Source organism: Aminobacter sp. J41, assembly GCF_000526635.1.
GTDB lineage: Bacteria > Pseudomonadota > Alphaproteobacteria > Rhizobiales > Rhizobiaceae > Aerobium.
Window position 1 is genome coordinate 249,369 of the sequence record NZ_JAGL01000002.1, and the last position, 23,313, is coordinate 272,681.

Annotated in this window: 21 protein-coding genes; 12 read left to right on the top strand and 9 right to left on the bottom strand. The window is 63.1% G+C overall.

Going from position 1 to position 23,313, the window contains the following annotated elements; all coding sequences use genetic code 11:
• Window positions 1–74: 74 nt before the first annotated feature.
• Window positions 75–1,220: a twin-arginine translocation signal domain-containing protein gene (locus tag L630_RS0102660; RefSeq protein WP_024846742.1), complete on the bottom strand. Its 1,146-nt coding sequence runs from the start codon at window positions 1,218–1,220 to the stop codon at window positions 75–77.
• A 475-nt stretch (window positions 1,221–1,695) separates the two neighbouring features.
• On the opposite strand from L630_RS0102660, the gene L630_RS0102665 reads away from it, so the two are divergent.
• The 6 genes from L630_RS0102665 to L630_RS0102690 all read left to right on the top strand — a co-directional run bounded on the left by L630_RS0102665 (window position 1,696) and on the right by L630_RS0102690 (window position 7,729).
• A complete protein-coding gene (locus L630_RS0102665; RefSeq protein WP_024846743.1) occupies window positions 1,696–2,697 on the top strand; it encodes a Tim44 domain-containing protein in 1,002 nt (333 codons plus the stop codon).
• Between the two features lie 520 nt (window positions 2,698–3,217).
• A complete protein-coding gene (locus L630_RS0102670; RefSeq protein ID WP_024846744.1) occupies window positions 3,218–4,045 on the top strand; it encodes a cytochrome c oxidase subunit II in 828 nt (275 codons plus the stop codon).
• A gap of 85 nt (window positions 4,046–4,130) precedes the next feature.
• Window positions 4,131–5,903, top strand: coding sequence for a cytochrome c oxidase subunit I (gene ctaD / locus L630_RS0102675; RefSeq protein WP_024846745.1), 1,773 nt, complete (start codon window positions 4,131–4,133; stop codon window positions 5,901–5,903).
• Window positions 5,900–6,601 carry a cytochrome c oxidase subunit 3 gene (locus L630_RS0102680; protein WP_024846746.1) on the top strand — a complete coding sequence of 234 codons (702 nt, stop codon included), beginning with the start codon at window positions 5,900–5,902 and terminating at the stop codon, window positions 6,599–6,601. Before ctaD ends, L630_RS0102680 begins: the two co-directional genes overlap by 4 nt.
• Window positions 6,602–6,613: 12 nt before the next feature.
• Entirely contained in the window at window positions 6,614–7,333 is a 720-nt protein-coding gene (locus tag L630_RS0102685; protein WP_024846747.1) for a heme-copper oxidase subunit III family protein, read from the top strand.
• 33 nt (window positions 7,334–7,366) lie between these two features.
• Window positions 7,367–7,729 (top strand): cytochrome C oxidase subunit IV family protein, encoded by a 363-nt coding sequence (locus L630_RS0102690; RefSeq protein ID WP_034329150.1) that lies wholly within the window; start codon window positions 7,367–7,369, stop codon window positions 7,727–7,729.
• A gap of 74 nt (window positions 7,730–7,803) precedes the next feature.
• Here the strand turns inward: L630_RS0102690 and L630_RS0102695 are convergent, their stop codons facing one another.
• A complete protein-coding gene (locus tag L630_RS0102695; protein WP_024846749.1) occupies window positions 7,804–8,610 on the bottom strand; it encodes a DUF2189 domain-containing protein in 807 nt (268 codons plus the stop codon).
• A 286-nt stretch (window positions 8,611–8,896) separates the two neighbouring features.
• Between L630_RS0102695 and L630_RS0102700 the strand changes: the two genes are divergently transcribed.
• A complete protein-coding gene (locus L630_RS0102700) occupies window positions 8,897–9,295 on the top strand; it encodes a cytochrome c family protein (RefSeq protein WP_024846750.1) in 399 nt (132 codons plus the stop codon).
• A gap of 67 nt (window positions 9,296–9,362) precedes the next feature.
• On the opposite strand, the gene L630_RS0102705 is transcribed toward L630_RS0102700, so the two are convergent.
• Window positions 9,363–10,553, bottom strand: a complete 1,191-nt coding sequence (locus L630_RS0102705) for a PLP-dependent aminotransferase family protein (protein WP_034329206.1) — start codon at window positions 10,551–10,553, stop codon at window positions 9,363–9,365.
• A 467-nt stretch (window positions 10,554–11,020) separates the two neighbouring features.
• Here L630_RS0102705 and L630_RS0102710 point away from each other — a divergent pair, with 467 nt between their 5' ends.
• Complete coding sequence (locus tag L630_RS0102710) at window positions 11,021–11,947, top strand: manganese catalase family protein (RefSeq protein ID WP_024846752.1); 927 nt, start codon at window positions 11,021–11,023, stop codon at window positions 11,945–11,947.
• A 65-nt stretch (window positions 11,948–12,012) separates the two neighbouring features.
• Here the strand turns inward: L630_RS0102710 and L630_RS0102715 are convergent, their stop codons facing one another.
• Both L630_RS0102715 and L630_RS0102720 read right to left on the bottom strand, forming a co-directional pair.
• Window positions 12,013–12,210: a hypothetical protein gene (locus L630_RS0102715; protein WP_024846753.1), complete on the bottom strand. Its 198-nt coding sequence runs from the start codon at window positions 12,208–12,210 to the stop codon at window positions 12,013–12,015.
• 74 nt (window positions 12,211–12,284) lie between these two features.
• Entirely contained in the window at window positions 12,285–13,934 is a 1,650-nt protein-coding gene (locus L630_RS0102720) for a thiamine pyrophosphate-binding protein (protein ID WP_034329152.1), read from the bottom strand.
• Window positions 13,935–14,155: 221 nt separating this feature from the next.
• Between L630_RS0102720 and L630_RS0102725 the strand changes: the two genes are divergently transcribed.
• From L630_RS0102725 to L630_RS0102735, 3 genes are all read left to right on the top strand, one after another.
• Complete coding sequence (locus L630_RS0102725) at window positions 14,156–15,037, top strand: MBL fold metallo-hydrolase (RefSeq protein ID WP_024846755.1); 882 nt, start codon at window positions 14,156–14,158, stop codon at window positions 15,035–15,037.
• 2 nt (window positions 15,038–15,039) lie between these two features.
• Window positions 15,040–15,351, top strand: a complete 312-nt coding sequence (locus tag L630_RS20930; protein ID WP_034329155.1) for a metalloregulator ArsR/SmtB family transcription factor — start codon at window positions 15,040–15,042, stop codon at window positions 15,349–15,351.
• A gap of 68 nt (window positions 15,352–15,419) precedes the next feature.
• On the top strand, window positions 15,420–16,550 hold the full coding sequence (locus L630_RS0102735) for a DUF2793 domain-containing protein (RefSeq protein ID WP_024846756.1): 1,131 nt from the start codon (window positions 15,420–15,422) through the stop codon (window positions 16,548–16,550).
• On the opposite strand, the gene L630_RS0102740 is transcribed toward L630_RS0102735, so the two are convergent.
• The 4 genes from L630_RS0102740 to galE all read right to left on the bottom strand — a co-directional run bounded on the left by L630_RS0102740 (window position 16,547) and on the right by galE (window position 21,590).
• The gene (locus L630_RS0102740; protein ID WP_245263639.1) at window positions 16,547–18,490 is read right to left on the bottom strand and encodes a nucleoside-diphosphate sugar epimerase/dehydratase; all 1,944 of its coding nucleotides are present in this window, start codon (window positions 18,488–18,490) and stop codon (window positions 16,547–16,549) included. The genes L630_RS0102735 and L630_RS0102740 overlap by 4 nt on opposite strands.
• Window positions 18,491–18,752: 262 nt before the next feature.
• Complete coding sequence (locus tag L630_RS0102745) at window positions 18,753–20,015, bottom strand: multidrug effflux MFS transporter (protein ID WP_024846758.1); 1,263 nt, start codon at window positions 20,013–20,015, stop codon at window positions 18,753–18,755.
• A complete protein-coding gene (locus L630_RS0102750) occupies window positions 20,012–20,482 on the bottom strand; it encodes a MarR family winged helix-turn-helix transcriptional regulator (protein WP_024846759.1) in 471 nt (156 codons plus the stop codon). Before L630_RS0102750 ends, L630_RS0102745 begins: the two co-directional genes overlap by 4 nt.
• Window positions 20,483–20,543: 61 nt before the next feature.
• Window positions 20,544–21,590, bottom strand: coding sequence for a UDP-glucose 4-epimerase GalE (gene galE, locus L630_RS0102755; RefSeq protein WP_024846760.1), 1,047 nt, complete (start codon window positions 21,588–21,590; stop codon window positions 20,544–20,546).
• Window positions 21,591–21,758: 168 nt separating this feature from the next.
• Here galE and L630_RS0102760 point away from each other — a divergent pair, with 168 nt between their 5' ends.
• The gene (locus L630_RS0102760) at window positions 21,759–23,306 is read left to right on the top strand and encodes a VOC family protein (protein WP_024846761.1); all 1,548 of its coding nucleotides are present in this window, start codon (window positions 21,759–21,761) and stop codon (window positions 23,304–23,306) included.
• Window positions 23,307–23,313: the final 7 nt, after the last annotated feature.

Below are 23,313 nucleotides of genomic sequence, written 5' to 3' on the forward strand. Positions count from 1 at the left end.
GCGGGGGCAAGCCCCACCCTCGCCCGCGGCGGGAGCCGGCGGAACGCGACCTGCGCTCCCGACTCCGAACATTGTCAGGTCTTGAGCTTGCCCGGGAAGTAGTGCTCGTAGGCAAGGGCGTAGTCGGGCGCGTTCATCAGCTCATAGAAGACCGTGCGCTCGACCCACTGGCGCTGGCTTTCCATGCATCGCTTCATGAACTCGTCCTCCTCGAGCTCCTTGATAAGCTCGTCCCAGGCCTTGAGCTGGGCATCGAGGATTTCCTGCGAGGTCCGGTGCACGGTGACGCCGTGCTCATCCTGCAAGGTCTGCAGATCCTTGGAGTAGAAGTCGAGGGCAAGCGCCGTGTTCGCCATGGTGATCGCCTCGACGCCGTACTTCAGGATAGCCTGCAGGTCCGGCTCCAGATCGTCGAAGAAGTCCTTGTTGAACAGGAACTCGAACGATTCCGATGCCTGGTGATAGGACGCCAGGAAGTAGTTCTTGGCGACGTCCTGCGCACCGAAGCGAAGGTCTGAAGATGGATTGTTGAACTCGAAGGCGTCGATCACGCCGCGTTCCATGGCCGGCACGATTTCGCCGCCCGGGATCTGGGCGATGCTCATGCCGAGCTTCTGCAGAAGGTCGGCGGCGAGACCCACGGTGCGGTATTTGTAGCCCTGCAGATCCTGGATCGTCGCGACCGGGTTCTTGAACCAGCCGAACGGCTGTGCAGGCATCGGGAAGCCGTAGAAGCCGTAGAGGTTCAGGCCCATGATCTCCTGGGTAAGCTCGGCATACAGCTCCTTGCCGCCACCCTGGTAGAACCAGCCGAGCATGTTGAGCGCGGTGCCGCCCCAAACCGGGCCGGTGCCGAAAAGAGAGGCAGCCTTGTGCTTGCCGTACCAGTAGACAGGCACTGTATGCGCGGCGTCGAGCACGCCGTCATTGACGGCGTCGAGCACCTGGAAGGCGCCGACCACCGCCCCAGCGGGCAGAAGATCGATCTGGATACGGCCGCCCGACATTTCCTGTACGCGCTCGACATACTGGCGGGCAAAATCCATCCAGATGTCGCCCGACGGCCAGGACGTCTGCATTTTCACGACGACGGGACTTTGGGCCAGTACGGCCGGAGCGGCGAGACTGCTTGCTGCGGTACCACCAGCGGCCAGCAAGCTTCCCTTCAAAAATTGCCTGCGAGACGCTGGAGCGGATGCGTGTTTAACTGCTACCGACATTCTATCCTCCCGTTTCATGTCGACAGTTTCAGTCCGGGGCCGGCTCCCCTTGGTATTTATGCCCGGTGATTCCTCCAATTCCGTCACATAACCTTCGCATCAACTGCGATGGATCACCAGCCGTAAATCATTGCAGCTGACGAAGTCTAGTACAAAAGGATGAGAAAGGATGAGAATGGGGAGAGATACTGCCTCATCCTTTCCACCCATTGTACGCTTTCGCACCTAGTGGACCTCGAAGCGGCTGGTGCTGGCTCAGGGCGATGGTCGAATGAGCAGATCACAGCCAATAGCTTGCATCGACATATTGTCCGAAGCCTTGATCCATCGCCTGCCTGTCCTTGCAACCACGGCAGCAGATTGCCATATCCGGCGCAGCGGATCGGCCGATCGGGCGCGCGTGGCAAGAGCGCCTTCGGCCCGTCCTGAACGACGCATGCCGTCTTCGCGGCGACCACGGGGAGAATACGTTTCAATGATGCGTTTCGGGCGCTTTCGAATTCTTGCACTTTTGGCGGCGGTCTTTGCCGGGGTGATGCTTGTCTCGACCGACTTCGCCGAGGCGCGACGCGGTGGCAGCTTTGGCAGTCGCGGCTTCCGCACCCAGCAGGTCGTTCCGCCCACCCGGACAGCCCCGAACGCGACCGCGCCGGTCGAGCGCAGCATGACGCCTGCGCCCAGCGCAACGAGCCGCCAGCAGCAGACTCTGGGCCAGCAGCGCCCGGGCCTGTTCGGCGGTCTCGGCGGCGGGCTGATGCGGGGCATTCTGATCGGCGGCCTGCTCGGCATGCTGTTCGGCTACGGCTTTGGCGGCATGGCGGGCGCCGTCGGCTTCCTCGTCCAACTGCTGCTGATCGGTGGCCTCATCTGGTTGGCCATGGCCTTTTTCCGCTCGCGCAGCCAGCCGGCAACCGCCGGCGGCCCGCGCGCTTCTGCCAATGTGCATGAATCAGACTTTGGGCAGTCCTACCGGCGCGATGCGGCACCTCAGTCCGGCCGCACCCCGTCCGGCTTCACCTTGCCACGCATCGGCGGTGGCGCTGCCCTGGCTTCCGCACCGCAGATGACCGACATTTCGCTCGATCAGTCCGATCTCGACACGTTCGAGAAGAGGCTCGCCGAGGTGCAGCAGGCCTTCGCCGATGAGGACCACGCAGCGCTTCGCCGCCTCTCAACTCCCGAGATGGTGTCGTTCTTCTCGGAGGAACTGGCGGATAACGCCAAGCGCGGGGTGCGCAACGAGGTCACCGGCGTAAAGCTCCTGCAGGCGGACATTGCTGAAGCGTGGAACGAAGGAGCGGACGATTATGCCACCGCCGCCTTCTGCTACGAGTCGATCGACGTCCTGCGCGATCGCGCCACCGGCGCGCTGGTCAGCGGTGTTGAGGAGCCGACCGAGACGGTGGAACTCTGGACCTTCGTGCGCAGGAACGGCGGCGATTGGAAGCTGTCGGCGATCCAGGAGGCAACGGCCTGAACGGGACAAGTCCGGCCGCTGGCACACTTCGTCCGCGGCCGGTCGGTCTTTTTCGGCCGCGAACTTGGTTCGAACACAATGGTCTCCTATATGTCGATCATCAGCCGATGCAGGCATGAACGTCCCGCGAGATGCGCGGTGAGGTTCTTGAAGCAAAAGGCTGAATTTGATCCGATTGACCCGCGCTGACCATGAATGTACCGGCAGCGTGACGAATGTCTCGGAGACCAGAGGAAAGCGGGACCCAGCCCGCTTTTTTTGTGCCTGTAGCGGAGCACACCAGCAGGTCCGCCGACGCCTCCACCGAAGGCAGACCCCGCGACCGAGCATCACCGTCGGTGGTGCCGCTCGGTAACCGTGCGTTCGGCGCTAATCACTTTGGGTCCTTTCAGTCAGTCATTTAGCGCCTGCTTATGCAAGCTTGCTACCGACACTAGAATTTCGGGCGCAAATCGCGCACAATGAGCGAGACATTTGGGCGGGGAGGAATTCAGACGTCCCGAATGTCGGTGAACAGAGTATGGCTATTGCAATCGTACTCGTCCTTGTTGTCGCGGGCTCCGTGCTCTTTCACGTATTGAGCCCGTGGTGGTTCACACCGATTGCCTCCAACTGGAGCTACATCGACAACACTCTCGTCATCACCTTCTGGATTACCGGCATCGTCTTCGCCGCTGTCGTCCTGTTCATGGCCTATTGCATCTGGCGCTTCCGCCATCGCGAAGGGTCGAAGGCCGATTATGAACCCGAAAGCGGCCGGCTCGAGGGCTGGCTAACGGTCGTTACCGCCATCGGTGTCGCGGCGCTGCTTGCGCCCGGTCTCTATGTCTGGTCGCAGTTCGTATCGGTTCCGGACGATGCCACCGAGGTCGAGGTCGTCGCCCAGCAATGGCAGTGGAGCTACCGGCTGCCGGGCGCTGACGGCAAGCTCGGCACCTCCGAGGCCCGGCTGATCAGCCCGGAAAATCCGCTCGGCGTCAATCCGGAGGATCCCGCAGGGCAAGACGACGTGATCATCGAGGCTGCCGACCTCCACCTTCCAGTCGACAAGCCGGTCAAAATGCTGCTGCGCTCGATCGACGTGCTGCACGATTTTTACGTGCCTGAATTCCGCGCCAAGATGGACATGGTGCCGGGTTCCGTCACCTATTTCTGGTTCACGCCAATTCGCACCGGCACCTTCGAGGTGCTCTGTGCAGAGCTCTGCGGCATCGGCCACGGCTTCATGCGCGGCATCGTGATGGTCGACACGGAGGAAGACTACCAGGCGTGGCTTCAGGAGCAGTCCACCTTCGCGCAGCTGAGCGGCACCGAAGTCGGTATGGCCGATGGAGGGACGAAGAAATGATGAGGGAGGAGGCGGCATAACACGGCAATAGACGTGACGGGGTTCGGGCCGCCTCGGGCCCCGCCGGAGTGCTGGAGGTGACATCATGGTCGAATTTACGCCTCGTACGACCGATGCGATCCCGCCTGCTGAAGTTCCGGATGTTGAGCTCTACCATCCGCACAGCTGGTGGACGACCTATGTGTTCTCGCAGGACGCCAAGGTCATCGCCATCCAGTATTCGAGCACCGCGATGGCAATCGGGCTCGTCGCGCTGGTGCTGTCCTGGCTGATGCGGCTGCAGCTCGCCTTCCCCGGCACCTTCGACTTCATCACCCCCGAGGCTTACTACCAGTTCGTGACCATGCACGGCATGATTATGGTCGTGTACCTGCTGACCGCCCTCTTCCTTGGCGGCTTCGGCAACTACCTGATCCCGTTGATGGTGGGAGCGCGCGACATGGCGTTCCCCTATCTCAACATGCTGTCCTACTGGATCTATCTAGCCGCCGTGCTGGTGCTGGTGGCGAGCTTCTTCGCGCCCGGCGGTCCGACGGGGGCTGGCTGGACGCTCTATCCGCCGCAGGCGATCCTCGGCGGCACGCCGGGCGGCCAGCAGGCCGGCATCCTCATCATGCTGTTCTCGCTGATCCTGTTCATCATCGGCTTCACGATGGGCGGCCTGAACTATGTGGTCACCGTGCTGCAGGGACGCGCCCGCGGCATGACCCTGATGCGCATGCCGCTCACCGTCTGGGGCATCTTCACCGCGACGGTGATGGCGCTGCTCGCCTTCCCGGCACTGTTCGTTGCAGCGGTCATGATGCTGTTCGACCGGCTGCTCGGCACCAGCTTCTTCATGCCGGCGCTGGTCGAGATGGGCGAGCAGCTAAGCTATGGGGGCGGCAGCCCTATCCTGTTCCAGCACCTGTTCTGGTTCTTCGGCCATCCGGAGGTCTACATCGTCGCCCTCCCAGCCTTCGGCATCGTCTCCGACCTCATCAGCACCCATGCGCGCAAGAACATCTTTGGCTACCGCATGATGGTGTGGGCGATCGTGGCGATCGGCGCGCTGTCGTTCATCGTCTGGGCGCACCACATGTATGTCAGCGGCATGCACCCCTATTTCGGCTTCTTCTTCGCGACGACGACGCTGATCATCGCGGTGCCGACGGCCATCAAGGTCTACAACTGGGTACTGACGCTCTGGCGCGGTGACATTCACCTCACCATTCCGATGCTGTTCGCCCTCGCCTTCATCGTCACCTTCGTGAATGGCGGGCTCACGGGCCTCTTCCTCGGCAACGTCGTGGTCGACGTCCCGCTCTCGGACACGATGTTCGTGGTGGCCCACTTCCACATGGTGATGGGCGTGGCGCCAATTCTCGTCATCTTCGGCGCGATCTACCACTGGTACCCGAAGATCACCGGGCGGATGCTCAATGAGGTAATGGGTCACTTCCATTTCTGGGTGACCTTCATCGGCGCCTACCTGATCTTCTTTCCGATGCACTATGTCGGGCTGGTCGGCGTCCCGCGCCGCTATCCGGAACTTGGCGAAACCGCCTTCATCCCGGAGTCGGTGCACACGCTCAACGAGTTCATCACCATCGCCGCGCTCGTCGTTGGTTTCGCGCAGCTGGTTTTCCTGTTCAACCTGTTCTGGAGCCTGAAGAACGGCCGCGAGGCCGGCGGCAATCCGTGGCGCGCGACCACCCTTGAGTGGCAGACGCCGACTACTCCGCCACCTCACGGCAACTGGGGCGACAGGCTGCCGGTGGTCTATCGCTGGGCCTATGACTACAGCGTGCCCGGCGCGCCGCAGGACTTCATTGCGCAAAACGATCCGTGGCCGAACAAGCCGGTGGTGCACAGATGAGCGTCGTCATCGTTTTCATCCTGGTGATTGCCGGCATCTCCCTCTGGTGGCTGAGCCACCAGCGGCTCCTGTCGAAGCCTTGGCTCGAACTAGGTGTCGATGTCATCGACGGTACCCCGCCGAGCCTGATGCCGACCGAGAAGATCGGCCTCGGCGTATTCCTTGCCGTCGTCGGCTGCCTGTTTGCGCTGTTCGCCAGTGCCTACTTCATGCGCATGGAGCTCTCCGACTGGCAGGCGATGCCGCTGCCGGGGATCCTCTGGTTCAACACCCTCGTCCTGGTGCTGAGTTCGGTCGCGCTGCAGATTGCCGTTGCGGCCTCGCGCCGCGAGCAGATCCAAACGGTGCGGCTGGCGTTGGTCACCGGCGGGCTGACATCGCTCGTGTTTCTGGCCGGCCAGCTTGTCGCCTGGCGGCAGCTCAACGCCACCGGCTACCTGCTCAACGCCAACCCGGCGAACAGCTTCTTCTATCTGCTGACTGCCCTGCACGGGCTGCACATCATCGGAGGTATCATCGGGCTTGGCCGCACCATGGCGAAGGCCTGGGCGCCCGCACCTCGCCCGCGCCTGCCGCTCAGCGTCGAGCTCTGCGCCATGTACTGGCACTTCCTGCTGTTCATCTGGCTTGCAATCCTTGTGCTGTTTGCCGGATGGGCTGCCGGGTTCGTCGAAATCTGCCGTCAGTTGCTGACCTGAAGGAGGAAGCGAATGGCCGAGACGACGCTTTCCCACGTACCGCCGCAGATGAGGCCCAGTGGCCTCCGGGGTGTCGCCGCGGACTGGTCGTCGGACCAGCGGGCGTTCAAGAACGTCTCCTGGGGCAAGGCGATGATGTGGGTGTTCCTGCTCAGCGACACCTTCGTCTTCGGCTGCTTCCTCATCGCCTACATGACGGCGCGCATGTCGACCGTCGAACCGTGGCCGAATGCGAGCGAGGTCTTCGCCTTGCACCTGTTCGGGCGTGACCTCCCCCTCATCCTGATCGCCATCATGACCTTCGTGCTGATCTCGTCGTCCGGGACGATGGCGATGGCGGTCAACTTCGCCTACCGGCGCGATCGCAAGCGCACGGCGATCCTGATGCTGCTGACGGCCGTGCTTGGCGCGACCTTTGTCGGCATGCAGGCGTTCGAATGGTCGAAGCTGATCATGGAAGGCGTGCGCCCGTGGGGAAATCCCTGGGGTGCAGCACAATTTGGCTCGGCCTTCTTCATGATCACCGGCTTCCACGGAACCCACGTGACGATCGGCGTGATTTTCCTGCTCATCGTGGCCCGCAAGGTCGCACGCGGTGACTACGACACGGACGCGCGCGGCTTCTTCACGAGCCGCAGAGGCAATTACGAGAGCGTCGAGATCATGGGCCTCTACTGGCACTTCGTTGATCTCGTCTGGGTCTTCATTTTCGCGTTCTTCTATTTGTGGTGAGGAAGAGAGATGGTTGAGGCAACCGGACACAGGATGGGCTCGTCCCACGGTCAGGAGCAGCCTGCGGCGGTGGCTCACACCGACAGCCATCAGGAGCATCCGATCAAGCTCTACCTGGTCGTCTGGGTGTGGCTGTTCATCCTCAGCGCGTGCTCCTATCTCGTCGACTACTTCCAGCTCCAGGGCATGCTGCGCTGGTCGCTGATCATCATCTTCATGCTGCTCAAGGCAGGCCTGATCGTCGCCATCTTCATGCACATGGCGTGGGAGCGGCTGTCGCTCGTCTATGCGATCCTCGTGCCACCGCTCGTCGTGCTGGTGTTCGTCTGGATCATGACGGTGGAGTCCAACTACACGCTCTGGACCCGCATGACCTTCTTCGGCGCCGCGCCCTGATAGGGAGGCCCAATAAAAGGAAAATGCTGGCTTTGCTCCGACCGGGCTTGCCCGACCGGAGCAACAAGAAAGCCTCAGCGCCTCGGCGCGGGCTCCGTCACCTTCCGGTAAAGATGCCATGTTGCATGGCCGAGGATCGGCAGGACGACGGCAAGGCCGGCAAACGCCAGCGCCGAGCCAATCATCAGGCCGATCGCCACCATCAGGCCCCAGACTGCCATCGGGATCGGGTTCGTCAGCACGGCGCGCATTGAGGCGCGAACGGCTTCCAGCGCGCCAACGTCGCGGTCGAGCAGCAACGGGAAGGCAATGACCGTGGTCGACAGCACCACCAGCGCGAACATGAAGCCGATCGCGTGGCCGACGATGATGAGCGTCCAGCCCCGGTCGGTGGAGTAGATCTCACGCAGGAACGCGCCGATCGATTCAGGAGGGGTACGGCCGAACAGGTTCTCGTAGAAAGCCTGCGCGGTGAGCAGCCAGGCGAGGAAGATAACGAGGAGCATGCCGCCCACGGCGGCGATCGCCGGCAATGCTGGTGAATTGCGTACCTCGAACGCGTGCCACCAGGAGGCGTCCAGCCCGAGCTCGCGCCTGCGGCTGATCTCATAAAGACCGATGGCGGCGAACGGGCCGATCAGCGCAAAGCCCGAGATCAGCGGGAACAGCAGCGGCAGGGCGTTCGCACCCGAAGTCCACGTCGCCAGGAAGACGCCGACGATCGGGTAGATCATGCAGAGAAAGACGATGTGGGACGGCTTTACCATGAAATCGTCGATGCCCTTGCGAAGGGCATCCGTGAGATCAGAGATGCTGATCTTCCGGACACGAACGTGTTCCTGAATTTCAGTGGCGCCTGCAATCACATGAAAGCTTGCCATGACCGGTGTCCTCCTAGACATGGTCTTCGATCGCGGCTCGCTCAAATGCAGGTTCGGGTCACGCTCCAGCCGCGACCATCCGTTCGGACAGGATACTCCTGTTTGGCACCTTCTGCTATAAAGCAGTTCTCGTGCGGGATCGGCCTTCGGGGAGGAACCTTGGAAGAGCCGCGACGTTGGGTGACTGGCACCGACCTTGAGACGGCTTTTGCAAACATTGTTTGGCCGTCAAACCGAAGTGAAGAGACGCGGTCGCACACCGCGGCCGTCTCTGGGAGGAACCGCAATGAAACTCACCACTGTAGTTGGCGCGACGCTTCTGGCCACCGCGGCGCTGGCGGCCGTTCCGGCCCTGGCCGAAGGGGATCCGGTCGCCGGGAAGAAGGTTTTCAGCAAGTGCATGGCCTGTCATGATGCGACGGCCGGCAAGGACAAGGTCGGGCCGACGCTCGTCGGCGTCGTTGGCCGCACCGCCGGCACGCTGGAGAGCTACAAGTCCAAGTACTCCGCAAACATGAAGGAAGCCGGTGAGAAGGGCCTCGTCTGGGACGATGCTAACCTCACCGAATATCTCCGCGATCCCAAGGCCGTCATTCCGAAGGGCAAGATGGCGTTCCCTGGCCTCAAGGATGACGAAGACCTTGCCAACGTCATCGCTTATCTGAAGGCCGATCCGAAACCGTAGTCGAGACCAGGCGCCGATAGCGATGCGGCGTTACCGCCGCCCGCCCCCAGTTAGATCGCCCGCCAGATCAGGCGATTTCCTCGCGCACGAGGTCGCAGAACGCCTTGATGCCCTGGTCGATCACGTCCTCCGGCAGGAGCGAGTAGCTCATGCGCAGGTGGTTGCGGCCGGAGCCGTCGGGATAGAAGGCTGCACCCGGAACGAAAGCGAAGTTGCGCGCGACCGCCTTCTCGAGGAGCTTGGCGCTGTCGATCTGCTCCGGCAGCGTGATCCAGACGAACAGGCCGCCGGCCGGGCTGGTCCAGCTGAGGCCTTCCGGCGCGTAGGCACCAAGGGCGCTCAGCATCGCGTCGCGGCGCTTGCGGTAGACGACCTTCGCCTTCTCGACCGCGATTTCGAAATTGTCGGCAGCCACGCGGAAGGTCACCTGCTGGTTGATGGTCGCCGTGTGCAGGTCGGACGCCTGCTTGATCAGGGTAAGCTTCTGCAGCAGCGCGGTCGGGCCGCAGATCCAGCCGATGCGCAGGCCCGGCGCCAGCGTCTTCGAGAAAGTGCCGCAGAACAGCGTGCAGCTGTCGTCGATCGAGCCGGTCTCCTGGATGTCGAGGGCCGCGATCGGCGGCACGTTCTCGCCCTCGAAGCGCAGCTCCGTATAGGCGGCATCCTCGACGACGATCGCACCCGCGCGACGGGCAAGCGCGAGGGCTGCCTTGCGGTCTTCAACGGAAAGCGTCTCGCCGGTCGGGTTGGCGAAGTCAGGGACAAGGTAGAGGACGCGCGCCGCGGTAACATTCGTCTCGGCAACGCCGTTCTGGAAGCGGACGGCGCGATACTCCGGCTCATAGGCCGAGAAGGATTGCAGCGCACCGAGATAGGTCGGCGCCAGCGTCACCACCGTGCTGCCAGGATCGATCATCAGCTTGCCAATGAGATCCAGCGCCTGCTGCGAGCCGTGCGTGATCAGGATGTGGCTCTCGTCGCAAGTGACGCCCTTGCGGCACATGTAGTCCGCGATCCAGCGTCGCAGCGGCTGATAGCCCTCAGTGGTCGAGTACTGCAGAGAGCGGTCGCCGTCGCTCAGCGCCTCGGAATAGGCCGAGCGGTAGGCCTCGATGTCGAACAGGTCCGGATCCGGGATGCCGCCAGCGAAGGATACCATCCCCGGACGATCAAGCAGCTTCAGCAGCTCGCGGATCTCCGAAGCGCGCATGCGGGCCGCGCGCCGGGAAATGGTCTGGTCGTTCAGTTTGCTAGTCATTTGGTCACCCAGTTCGGAGCCGAGCTGCACCTAAAACGCGCATCCCGGAGAAATGATTTCGTTGCCCGCCCATACGCCTGTGACGGCTGGTTTGCCAGCGGTCAAATGCAACTCAATTGATGTGCGGATAATTTTTTCCCGGCGCGACGGCCGGGATGATGAGGCATGCTTCGTTTCGAGTGCGGCCCTTGTTGGATTATTGCGCAGGCTTATGGGACAGCGTTGCTGTCCAAAATACTCGCTTCCGTAAAACGATCAAGTAGTTTGCCTGTTTGGTGGCCTGTGGCCGCGGTTACAGCCCATTTCTCAGGCAGCAAGGCGAAGCGCGTTGGGAAGCGGCAGATTGCCCTTGCCAGAAGTTCAGGCAGTAGATCGGCGGCAGAGGCAGATGAAGCACCGGCGCCGGCAAGGAACTATTGACGGTCTTCGGGGTTCTGCGGCGGGGGCGTCAATGGAGGATCCCTCTCATGTTCTTGCGTGTCGACAAGCTGCAGATCGAGCTGCCGCCCCCTGCGCGGCAGGACCAGAATGCCGCCGCTGCCCTCCAGGAACTGCTGGGTGGTAAATACGGCGAGATGTCCACGCTCGGAAACTACCTGTTCCAGAGCTTCAACTTCAGGTCCAAAAGCAAGCTGAGGCCGTTCTACAGCCTTGTGGCCGCAATCACTGCCGAGGAACTCGGCCATGTCGAACTCGTCAGCAACGGCGTCGCCATGCTGGCGAACGGCCCGGATGAGCCCGACCGCGATGCAGCCGGTCCGGCCGATATTTCGGATGCACCGTTCGAGATGATGAAGGACGCGCGGCTGGCGGCGGGCTTCTTCTCGCACGGCGGCGGCTCGGTGCCGATCGATTCGAACGGCCTGAGCTGGAACAAGGACTTCGTGACCACGACCGGCAACGTGATCTTCGACCTCCTGCACAATTTTCACCTCGAATGCGGCGCGCGCCTGCACAAGCTGCGCGTTTATGAATCGCTGACCGACCCGACCGGCCGCGAGGTCTGCGGCTACCTGCTGGTCCGCGGTTCGGTACATGCTCACGCCTATGCTCTGGCGCTGAAGAAGATCACCGGTGTCGAAATCGAGAAGATGCTGCCGACGCCGAACATCCCACTCGGCAACATTCCCGAATGCCAGAAATACCTCGCTGAAGGCTCGCACCGCCGGCTCTACACCTTTAGCCCCGACGACTATCGCGAGATCGCCGGCATCTGGGGCAATGGCGAAGTGGCGCTGCCGGATGATCCCCCCGGCGAGCTCGAGGTTGTCGAGGGGATGCCGGACGGCGGTAAGATCCAGGAACTCGTTGGAGAACCGTCGGCTTTCACGCCGGACTACGCGCCGGAGGAAATGTTCGAGATCGCGGAGAAGCTTTACAAGAAGTCGCGATAGGTAAATGAGGTGCCGCCGGTGCACTGTCGCCGGCGGCAGAGAGATGGAAATGGCGCGCCCGGCACCTATTCCAGGTCCTGGGCGCGCCATTTTTCGAGGAGGACTCCCTTGGCATCCCGCACTTCATCCAGTGCATGGCGGATGCAACGGCGGGCCTCGTCGAGTTCTTCATCGTTGAGGCGGAAAACCAGGCCCTGCGCGGTGATGAGCAGCCCCTCGATGTCTTCCAGCCGTGCCAGGTTGTCTGCGTGATAGTTGGACATGAGCGACTCCGTTTCCCCGAACGCCGCCTCCTGCCCTTGGTTCCTGAAATTACGTACCTCTCTTTGGGGTCTGTTCAGAGCGTGATCGCCGAGAGGCTCTCCGGATCGAGCTTGAGATCGATCAGCAGCGGCCCACGGCGCGAGCGGACCGCCTCGACCGCCTGATCGAGATCCCCTTCCCCGCGCACGGTTACCCCCTGTCCGCCCAGCGCGACTGCTACCGGTGCAAGGTCAGGCCAGTGGAGCAGCGACAGCGACGGGTCCATCTGCTTGCGGCGGAACTGCACGTATTCGGCGCCATAGCCGTTGTCGTTGCAGACGATAACGATCAGGTCGAGCTTTTCCCGCACCGCCGTGACGAAATCGACGAGACCGCCGTTCATGAAGCCGCCGTCGCCAACGACCAGCACGGTTGGCCGGCCCTTTGCGGCAACTGCCGCGCCAATCGCCTGCCCCATGCCGAGGCCGATGCAGGCGGAGTTGACGGTATGAACGTAGGAGCGGGGGCCGGGTGCGTGCATCGTTTTCCAGCCCTCGACCATGAAACGGCCACCGTCCTGCACCACGACGCGGTCTTCCGGGATGGCCTCGGCGATGCGCAGCAACGCGGTCCGCACGTCGACGGTGCCCGGCGCGTTCTCCTTCGACAGGTATGGCTGGATGCGGCCCTCGGCGATCTTTTCGCGCAGGTCATCGGAGCGGAAGCCGGACGCTGGAATCTCGGCAAGATCCAGCAGCTCGACGAAGCGGTCGGCCGTCAGCGCCGGATCGCCGACGACAGCAGCATCGACGTCGCGGTTGCGGGCAACCTCGCCGCGCTCGAGATTGACCTGGATGACGCGCTTGCCCTCGAGGTAGGCGCCATGCGCGGCGGTGTATTTGTTGAGGCCCGCGCCGAAGGCGATGATGCAGTCGGCCTTGCCGATCGTCTCGGCAGCGACGTCGGTCGCAAGCGTGCCAAATACGCCGAGATTGAACGGCTCGCCGCGGAACAGGCCGCGTGCCTTTAGCGTCGTAGCCAGCGGCGCGCCGATGCGCTCGGCAAGCCGGATGAGGGCTGCGCGCGAACGCTCGTCGCCAGCGCCGCGACCTGCGAGCACGATCGGCGCGCGGGCCGAGGCGATGATGCCGACGGCGTTATCGAGGTCTTCGCTCTCTGGCACCACACCGCGATATTCCGGCAGATGCAGCGAGATGCGCCGGTACTCGACCTCCTGCCACTGGAAGTCGGCCGGCATGTTGAGAACGATCGGGCGGCGTTCGATCTGCGCGCGGCGGAAGGCGACAATCATGTCCTCCGCCAGCGTCTGCGGCGAGCGCTGCTGTTCGAAGCCCGCGCCGGTAGCGAGCACATGCTCGCGCTGCGGCACGTTCTGGAAATTGTCCTTGTCCGTGACCGGGGTATCACCCGCCAGCAGCACCATCGGCGTGTTCGCCTTTACGCCCTCAACGAGCGCAGTAATGGTATTGGTGAGGCCCGGACCGTGCGTGACCGTGGCAACGCCGACCTTACCGGTGACCTGCGCGTAGCCCAGTGCCATCAGGACCGCGCCGCACTCATGGCTTGCCGAGACATAGTGGCCGCCGCAGTCGCGAACGAAGGAATCAGCCATGAAGAGATTTGCATCGCCGATCAGACCGAACATCGTGTCGACGCCAAGGTCTGCAAGGTACCTTGCGGTCGCCGCCCAGACGGTCACTGTCGTGCTGCGCATCTCGTGCATGAAAATTCCCCTCCGCGTGCAATGCCCTTGCGGCAACTCCTCCGCCGCATCCTTCGCTTAGCTGAGCGGGCAAGTCTGTGCAAACCGGTATTCCTTGATTGAAACCGCAGCGCCGCCCTTCGAATGAGGACCCACACAACCAAATGGATGCACGTTATCGATTGCAATTATTTGCAACTATCCTAGTGTGCCTGCAGACTACCAGTTGAAGGGGATCTTCCATGTCCGCCAAACCCGACGTGACCGGCATCTACGACTCGCGCACAGGCTCGATCCAATATGTCGTCGCCTGCCCGGAAACGCGGAAGTGCGCCATCATTGATCCCGTGCTCGACTTCGACGAGAAGTCCGCATCGACCGCCACGCTGAACGCGGACAAGATCCTCGCTCTGGTCGTCGAGCGTGGCTACGAGGTTGAGTGGATCCTCGATACCCATCCGCACGCCGACCATTTTTCGGCAGCAACCTATCTGAAGGTAAAGACTGGCGCGCCAATCGCCATCGGCGAGAAGGTGCGTGACGTCCAGAAGATCTGGAACGGCTTTTACAATCGACCGAACGCACCGACCGATGGCTCCCAGTGGGACCGGCTCTTCGCAGATGGCGACGAGTTCAGCGTCGGCAACATCCCGGCGCGGGTGATGTTTTCGCCGGGACACACGCTCGCCTCCATTACCTACGTCATTGGCGATGCCGCTTTCGTCCACGACACGCTGTTCATGCCGGACAGCGGCACGGCACGCGCGGACTTCCCCGGCGGCTGCGCGCGTCAGCTCTGGAACTCGATCCAGGACATTCTTGCCCTGCCGGACGAGACCCGCATCTTCACCGGCCACGACTACCAGCCCGGCGGGCGCGAGCCGCGGTGGGAATCGACGGTCGCCGAACAGAAGGCGAAGAACATTCACATCTCGGTCCACAAGACCGAGGAGGCCTATGTCGCAGCCCGCGAGGCGCGCGACAGGACCCTGCCGATGCCGAAGCTCATCCTCTACGCGCTGCAGATCAACACCAATGCCGGCCGCCTGCCGGAGCCGGAAGACAATGGCGTGCGTTATCTGAAAGTGCCGATGAACCTGTTCCCGAACGCGAAGTGGGATTGAAGATGGCGGAGCGGCTTTCCTGCGAGACTGCCAACTTGCAGGCGCGGATCGACGAGGCTTCGGCGTTCCTCAAGAAGCTGTCGAACCCGGACCGCTTGCTGATCTGCTGCGCGCTGTGCGATGGCGAGCGTTCGGTGCGCGAGCTGGAGGACCTGCTGGGCATTCGCCAGCCGGGCCTGTCGCAGCAGCTCGCCGAGCTGCGCGAGGCGGGGCTCGTCTCCGCCCGCAAGGCGGGAAAGCAGGTCTTTTATCAACTGGCAGACCCGCGCGTGAGCCGCTTTATCTCCACGATGCACGACCTGTTCTGCAGCTAAGCGGCCCAACTTATCCACCACCATGGGCGCCGGCCTAGGCTTTTGCCGGTCAACAGGAACGGCGCACCATGGAAGAAACCTCCAACCTCAACCTCCCCTACATCATGCCGTCACAAGCGCAGAAGCATGTGACGCATAACGAAGCTCTCGTGCTGCTCGATGCAATCGTGCAGCTGGCGGTGAAAGCACGTGATCTGACGGACCCGCCCGAAAGTCCGGCTGACGGCGAGCGCTACCTGGTCCCCTCCTCCGCGACCGGTGCCTGGGCGAGCTGGGAAAACGCCATCGCTCTTCGCCTCGACGGTGGCTGGCGGCGGATAGATCCGTGCACCGGCTGGATCGCCTGGGTCAGAGATGAGGACACGTTCGTCGTCTTCGACGGCGAAGAATGGGTCGATCTCGGCGAGACACTGGGAAGCATCCAGTATCTGGAAAAGCTTGGCCTCGGCACCGCAGCGGACAACGGAAATCCCTTCGCGGCGAAGCTCAACAAGGCATTGTGGACCGCCCTCGCCTCGAGCGAAGGCGGCGACGGCGACCTGCGCTACACGCTGAACAAGGAAGCCTCAGGCAACGTCCTGTCGCTGCTGATGCAGTCTGGCTGGACCGGCCTTGCGGAATTCGGCCTCGTCGGTGACGACGACCTTTCGTGCAGAGTTTCCGACGATGGCGAGGCCTGGCGCGAGGGCTTTCGCGTCGACCATGTGACCGGGCAAATGAGCTTTCCGAACACGCCGGCAGTCGATGCGCTGAGTTCGCTGACGGGCGCGGCCGGCTCATTCGCGCGATATGACGGTGCGGGTGAAGCGACAATGCAGCCGATCGTCGGCACTGTATCGCAAAGTGGCGGCGTGCCCACGGGCGCAATCGTCGAACGCGGCTCGAACGGGAATGGCACCTACATCCGCTTCGCCGACGGCACCCAGATCTGCCACCACCGTGCAGCGCCCACCATCGCCATCGATATCGCCTTCGGCGGCGGCTACCGCTCAGCGCCGCAGACGTGGACGTTCCCGGCAACGTTCGCGACCGGCAGCACGAATGAGATCATTGTACAGGGCAGCGCGGCAGCGGTATCGCATTCGGTTCAGGCCGTTGCGAGCAGCGAAACCGCGGCCGTCTGGTACCACATGCAGCCCGCATCTGCTTCGGCCGAGGAACGGCCTGCAACACTGTTGGCGATCGGCCGCTGGTTCTAGGCCTGCGCGACGGCTTCCGCGGCGGACAGGTCCTGCTTCTGGCCGTCGCGGTCGTATTCGGGGACGATGTGCTGCAGCAGCTCGAGCGCGCGGGTTGCATCCTCGCTGCCAGCACATGCGCTGATCTCGACCAGCGTCCGCTCGAGCAGTTCACGGTCGATCACGCGCGGCGAGGCAATGACATACCCCTCTTCCGTCCGCTCATCCGGCACCTCCGACGGGTCGAACAGCTCCTCGTAGAGCTTCTCGCCCGGGCGCAGGCCCGTATAGACGATGTCGATGTCGACGCGCGGGCGGAAGCCGGCCAGCCGGATCATGCGCTCGGCGAGGTCAGCGATTCGCACCGGCTTGCCCATGTCGAGCACCATGATCTTGCCGCGGCCGTTGCCGATCGACATCGCGTGCGCCGAGGCGTGCAGGACGAGACGCACCGCCTCAGGGATCGTCATGAAGTAGCGGACGATATCCGGATGCGTGACCGTCACCGGGCCGCCGGTAGCGATTTGTTCGCGGAATCGCGGCACAACGGAGCCGTTGGAGCCGAGCACGTTGCCGAAGCGCACGGTGCGGAAGCGTGTGCCGTTCGACTGGATGTCCAGTGCCTGGCAATAGGTCTCGGCCGCACGCTTGGTCGCGCCCATAACGCTCGTGGGATTTACGACCTTGTCGGTCGAAATCATCACGAAAGTCGAAACGCTTGCGTCGAGCGCCGCATCCGCGACATTCTTGGTGCCGAGGACGTTCGTCTTGATCGCCTCGAGCGGATTGTCCTCCATCATCGGCACGTGCTTCAGCGCCGCCGCGTGGAAGATGACGTCCGGCTTCAGCTCATCGACCAGCCGGAAGACGCGGGTGCGGTCACGCACATCGAGGTAGCGCGCGAGGAGGTCAAGGTCAGGACAGCTATCCCGAAGCTCGGTGTCGAGCGTGAAAAGCAGGAACTCGGAGCTGTCGGTGATGATCAGCTTGCTCGGCTGGATCGCGGCGATCTGGCGGCTGAGCTCGGAGCCGATCGAGCCGCCGGCGCCGGTCACCAGCACCACGCGGTCCTTGATGAGTCCGGCGACCCGTTCGAGGTCAGCCTTCACTTCTGGCCGCTCCAGAAGGTCCTCGATCTCAATCGGCTTCGGCTCGAGGAGGAAGTCACTGGTGACTTCGGAAATCGCCGTGACGTCCGGAATGCGCGAGACCTTGAGGCCGTTGTCGTTGGCAACCTCGAGAATCTGGGCAAGGCGCTGGCGCGACGGATTGGTCTCGGTGACGACCAGTTCGTGGATCGTAACGCCGGGCCGGTTGATCTTCTCCAGCACAGCCGGCAGGTCGGCGAGGCTCCCGAGCACAGGAACGCCGCGCATGGTGCGTCCGTGCGTGCGCTGCGTATCGTCGACTATGCCGACAACGGCGAAATTGCCGGTGCGGCGGGCGGCGCGCAGAAAATTCTCGGCCTTGTCGGTGTATCCGCACAGGAGAACGGTTCGCTGGTTGGGTGAGGCATGCGAGAGGATGCCAGGCAGCTGCAGCGATCCCTCGACCATCAGGCGGTAGGCAAGCCGCGAGCTGCAGAACAGCACGACGATGTAGATGAAGGTGAGGATCGGCACTGAGCGCGGCAAATATTCGCCACGCGTCAGCAGGAACGCGCCGATGGTGAAGATGACCACAGACAATGCCGCGGCCTTGGCGATCGTGATGAGGTCGGGGATGGAAACGTAGCGCCACGAGCCGCGATACGGCTTGAAGATGATGAACGCAATCGAAGCCGCGGCGGCAAAGCCGAGGAACTTTTCCGGCTGGCCCGGAATGTAGGAGACGCGCGGGTAGCCGTAGGCTGTAAGATACGCCGCGCAGACCGAGAAGAGCGCAACACAAAGATCAAACGCAAAGCTCGCCGCATCGCGAAATATTGGGTGTGACCTTAGGGCTACAAAGAATCGCTTCACGGCCAACGTTCAATCCCGAGGAACTGGAACCTGCGAACGCACCGTCTGGACTGGCAACGGCTCGTCCGCACAATATGATCTGCACCCCCAAAGTCATGCGGCCATGCACTGTACTGCATTTGGCCGCATCTTGTTACCACGCGAAGGGGGTAGCCCACAGACGTCGGCATTCCTTCGGCGCGGGTGCAGATCGCTCTTCATAGCGATCCGCGTGACTGAAACAAGGCAGAAGCTCCCGACGCGGCGCCACTTTCAGCGAAAGCTAGGCGGCTGGCGGCGCAGGCGGAGTGGTCTCTCGCGGCAGGACCTTGGCGAATACTGGTTCCGGCAGGCGGCGCCAGATCAGCCAGCTGATGATCGCAACCAGCCCCATGCCCGGGATCACCGATGCCAGCGCCATCACAGGATCGCCGATCAGTACGGCGGCAACGCCACCGGCAAGCCCGCCCCCAATCTGCAGGAACCCGGCCAGCGCGCTTGCGGCGCCCGCCATATGCGGGAACGCGGCGAGCGATGCCGTCGACATTGCCGGCATGATGAAGGCTGCACCAAAGACGAAGAAGGCGATGGGACCCATCACCGAGATGTAGGTCGGCGGCGCTAGGCGAAGGCCAATCGCCAGGAGCACGCAGCCGAGCGCGATCGAGGCCAGACCGACAGGAACGAGCGAAGAGGCGCTGAAACGCTTCAGCGCTGAGCGCACGACGATCGTGCCCGTAAAGAAGCTGAGCGAATGAGCAAGCATGCCGATGCCGAACTGGGTCGGGGACAGCCCTACGCGGTTCATCAGCACGAACGGCAGGATGGTTGTCAGGGTGAAAAACGCGCCCATGCTGCCGGCCATCACCATGGACGCAGACATGAAGTAACTGTGCTTCAGCAGAGTTGCGTAGGAATGGACCAGCGCCTTCGGCCGGATGCGGGAGAGATCGCGCCCGACCGTTTCCACCAGAAACAGTTTGACCGCAACGGCAACCACGACGCCGAGCACCAGCATCACCGCAAACACCGCCTGCCAGCCGAACAACTCGAGGATGAAGCCGCCAAAGGTCGGCGCAAGCGCCGGCGCGATGCCCATGATCATGCCGATCGTGTTCATGATCCGGGCCGAGGTCTCGCCCGTGAACAGATCTCGGACGATCGCGCGGGAAATGGCGATGCCGGCAGATGCGCCGATGCCCTGCAGGAAGCGCGCGGCAACCAGCAACTCGATCGACGGCGCAAACAGCGAGGCGAGCGAGCCCAGCCCATAGACGGTGACGAAGAACAGGATCACCGGCTTGCGCCCAAGCCCGTCCGAGACCGGACCGCAGATCAGCTGCGTGATCGCGAAACCGATGAAATAGGAGATCAGCGTCATCTTCACCGCCGACTCCGAAACACCGAATACGACAGCGAGCTCCGGCATGGCGGGCGTAAACAGCACCAGCGACGACGGACCAAGGACGACGATCAGCGCGCAGATCAGGCTGACACGACGCTCGCTCATCAGCTGTGCGGGCGGCTTGGGAGACTGGATGTTCATGCAGATGCTCCCTTGCCGCAGTCCTGCCGCATGTCGAGGAGCGCGCGCTGGATGCGCTTCAGCCCCGCACGGAACTGGGCAAGCTCTTCGGTGGAAAAGCTCGCGGTCATGTCGCTGCGCATCTCGACGCTGACGCGCATAATCTCGTTGAGCACGGGCTCCGCAGCGTCGGTGACTCGCACGATCTTGGCGCGGCGGTCGCGCGGATCGGGTTCACGACGGATCAGCCCGCGCGCTTCCAGGCGGTCGAGATTACCGGAAAGCGTCATGGGATCGACTCCCATCCGCTCGGCGATCACGGTCTGGCGGCTGGCTTCTCCGTGCGCCGCGTGCAGCAGCGTGCGCGCCTCTGCAGGCGTCAGCTCGAGCCCCGTCGCGACGATGCGGCGTTCGAGTTCCCCGCGCAGCAGGCGGGAAACATCCGTCAGCAGAAAACCAAGCGCGTCGGGGTCCGGTTTCGTCAACATAGTAAGCAAGCCTTATTATCTGGCCTGCTTACTGATGCGTTACCCGTACGTCAAGCGCGCCTCAGGATGCTTTGCGCCGGACAGGACTCTGCTCTGGGCCACGCCGATGAGCGATCGACTTGCGCAAGTCGTGGCGGGCAAGCCGCGCTTCCCACGCTAGTGCGTCCGACACGATCCGGTCGAGATCGTCATGCTGCGGGTTCCAGCCCAGTTCGCGGATGGCAAGCGACGGGTCGGCAATGACTGAAGGCATGTCGCCTTCGCGCCGGCCCCTATGGACGACAGGGAAATCCATGCCGGACATGCGGCGGACGGAATCGATGAGTTCGAGCACCGAAAAGCCGCGGCCGTAGCCGCAATTGGCGACCAGGTTGGAGCCGCCTGCGCGCAGACGCTTCAGCGCCAGCAGGTGTGCCTCCACCAGATCGGCGACATGGATGAAATCGCGGATGCAGGTGCCATCCCGGGTCGGATAATCGGTTCCGAACACCGAGATCGCCGGTCGCTTCCCCAACGCCGTCTCGCAGGCAACCTTGAGCAGGTGCGTCGCGCCCGGCGTCGACTGGCCGGTCCGGCCCAACGGATCAGCGCCCGACACGTTGAAGTAGCGCAGGCACGTATAGGTGAAGCCATGCGCGGCGGCGGCATCGCGCAGCATCATCTCGCTCATCAGCTTCGACATGCCGTAGGGCGTCTCGGGGCGCAGCGGCGCATCCTCACGTACTGGATCCGACCCAGTCGCTCCATAGACGGCAGCGGTCGACGAGAAGATGAAGTGGCGCACGCCGCCCCGTACCGCCGCCTCGATCAGCGTGCGCGTGTTGGCCGTATTGTTGAGGTAGTAGCCGAGGGGATCGCTGACAGACTCCGGCACCACCACCGACCCCGCGAAGTGGAAGACCGTCTCGATCTCGTGCTGGTCGATGATCGCCGCAACGAGGTCGAGATCGCCGACGTCGCCGACAATCAGCTTCGCAGCCGGCGCGACCGCCCAATCAAAGCCAGTGGACAGCCGGTCGAGCACGACGACGCGTTCGCCCGCGTCGAGCAATGCCCACACCATGTGGCTGCCGATGTAGCCCGCCCCGCCAGTAACGAGAACCGTCATTGTTGCCTGACCTGCCCTGCGACTTGTTATTGACGGCGATGTTACGGGCGTGAGGGTTATCAACGTGGAAAGCCGGTAGAACTACCTGTTGGCAGGGTAAAACGCTGGATTCCGGCACCGATAAAATGCGAACTATCCTGTAAAGAACTGCATGCCGGAGGCCCTTGAATGACGATCAACAGCGGAAGCGGCATCCATCATGTCACTCTGATTACCCGTGACGTGCAGGCGAATGTCGACTTCTATGCCGGCTTCCTGGGACTGCGTCTGATCAAGCAGACCGGTGGCTACGAGGACAGCCTGCAGCTGCACCTGTTCTACGGTGGCCGGCTCGGTTCGCCCGGAACCGTCGTCACCTTCTTCGTCTGGCAGGATGGTGCGCCGGGCCGGATCGGCACCGGTCAGGTGTCGGAGATCGCCTTTGCTGTTCCCGCCACCTCGATCGGCGAATGGATGACGCGCGCGCTGACCGCGGGCGTCTCCATGGAGCGTCCTTCGCGCGAATTCGGAGAGCCGGTGCTGCGCCTGAAAGATCCCGACGGCATCATCGTCAAGCTGGTTGGAACCGACCTGCCCTCACCCGCGCCGTGGGGCGATGCCGCGACGGCGATCCGCCGCATCCGCTCGGTCACGATCCTCACCGAGACCGGTGAGGAGACCGCGGCCTTCGTCTCGCGCTTCGGCTACCGCAAGGCGGCAACGGAAGGCGCGATCACCCACCTGGTCTCCGACACCGATGCCGTGGATGTCCGCGATGTCGCGGGCTATGTACCCGGCATCCCCGGAACCGGAACCGCAGACCACGTCGCCTTTCGCGCAGCGGATGTAGATGCAGTGAGAAAAGCGGAAGCGGAGTTCGCGAAGCTGAACTCCTCGCCGACCAACTTCCACGACCGCAAGTACTTTACCTCGCTCTACGTTCGCGAGCCCGGCGGCACGCTGATCGAGCTGGCGACAGACGCGCCGGGCTTCACCGTCGATGAAGCCCCCGAGCACCTGGGCAAGACGTTGCTGGTGCCGCCTCACGACGAGGAGCGGGCCGAGGACATCCGGGTAATGCTCCCGCAGTTCGGTATGCCTGGCGAGCCCCGCCCTCCCCGGCGCGACCTGCCCTTCGTGCATCGATTCTACACGCCCGAAGGCCCGAACGACGACACGATCATTGTCCTGCATGGCTCGGGGGGCAACGAGGCCGACCTGATGCCCCTCGCCCACCGTATCTCGCCGCGCGCGACGATCCTGGGCGTGCGCGGCCGCGCAACGGAGGAAGGCTCGGCGCGCTGGTTCCGCCGCTTCTCGATGACGAGCTTCGACCAGGCGGATATCCGCTCGGAGGCAGAAGCCTTCGCTGCCTTCATCGAAGGCGCCATCTCCGGCTACCGGCTCGACCCGGACCGTATCACCGTTGTCGGCCTCTCGAACGGCGCCAACTTCGCCGCTGCCATCATGGCGCTGCACCCCGGCCTCATCCGCAGGGCGATTCTCCTGCGCGCCATTCCGGTGCTTGAGGAACTACCCGAAACGGATCTCTCTGGCACCAGTGTCCTGATACTCAATGGCAGAGACGATCCCTTCGCCCGCAGCACCCCGCAGCTGGCCGACTGGTTCCGCCGCTCCGGCGCATTGCTGGACGTGAAGGAAGTTGCGGGCGGCCATAGCCTTACGGAAGCCGACTCAGCCGTAGCAAGGGCGTGGTTTGACGCTACGACATCTTGAGGAATTC